This window comes from Vibrio sp. 2096 (assembly GCF_033339595.1).
GTDB lineage: Bacteria > Pseudomonadota > Gammaproteobacteria > Enterobacterales > Vibrionaceae > Vibrio > Vibrio alginolyticus.
Window position 1 is genome coordinate 1 of the sequence record NZ_JAWOUX010000088.1, and the last position, 1,131, is coordinate 1,131.

Below are 1,131 nucleotides of genomic sequence, written 5' to 3' on the forward strand. Positions count from 1 at the left end.
TGGAACAAGTCATTAACTGGCTTCGCCGCTTCTAAAAAGCCTTGCTTACCAGCTTGTTCACCAGAAACAAATCCTTTCTGAAAGCCTTCTTTCTGGCCATCGAGCAAGCCTTGTTGCTTACCTTGCTCGATGCCTTGGCGTAAACCTTCTTCATGACCTTGTTGCAGCCCCTGTTGGAAACCTGCTTCAAGCTGCTGCTGAATGTCCACTTGCGACTCTTGCCAACCTTGGTTGTCCAAGCCGAACTCTTCATCAACCGCAACTGGCTGAGCCAGCGGCGGAAAACGGTGTAAACGGTAACCACTTGGAGGCAGTCGCATAATGTTCGATCTTTGTTCTGCCATGCTTTATTCCACCGTTGGCTCTTCGTATAGAAGCAACTGAACTTCGCCCGACTCATCAAGCTCGCGCACCATTTGCATGATGTCTTGGCGTGCTTTCTGAACTCGACTCAGTGCAACTGCACCACGCGCTTCCATATCGTCTTCTAGCGCTTTCACCATACGTTGTGGCATTGAGCGTTTGATCGCTTGCTGCAACGTGATATCCGAACCTTTCAGTGCCGTAGCCCAAAGCTCGAGTGGAATTTGCTGTACGAGCATGTCCATGGTTTCTTCGCGTTGACGGCCCAGCACCATGAAGTCAAACATGTTCTCTTCGATGGCGTTAACCACTTCTTCTTCATGCAGTTTGAGCATTTCCATCAATGAACCACGGTCGCCTTCAAAGCGGTTGATGATGTCTGCCGCTTGCTTAACGCCAGAAAGCGGTACGCTTTGGCTTGCAGACACTTTTTCGATACAACGTTCAACCAGTTCATGCAGATCGGCCATAGTTGGCACAACCATTACATTCGCACCTTTCAAACCGTCGTATTGGTTAATCCAATCTTGAGCGGCTTGAGTAACCTTTTCAGGCGATAGGCTGGTGGAAGGCTTTTTGTTGACTTCGCTGGTCTTGCTGAAACGAATATCGTCGTACTGATCGTTCGCTGGTTTTTCAATGACAATAATCTTTGTTGCTACGTTCGTAGGGTTCAAGCTGTTCTTGAATGCGCCAGCGTCTAGGTTGATCTCTTCTGCACCAACTTCATCTAGGTAACGACGGAAGTTTTTATTTGTTGTGTTGCCA

General features: G+C 48.4%; 2 protein-coding genes. Both read right to left on the bottom strand.

Going from position 1 to position 1,131, the window contains the following annotated elements:
• The coding region (locus R7Q41_RS24260; RefSeq protein ID WP_318144736.1) for a Yae1 family protein at positions 1–344 on the bottom strand (344 nt) is incomplete at its 3' end.
• 3 nt (positions 345–347) lie between these two features.
• Positions 348–1,131, bottom strand: a 784-nt coding sequence (locus R7Q41_RS24265; protein ID WP_318144737.1) for a FliG C-terminal domain-containing protein, incomplete at its 5' end; no start/stop codon positions are given.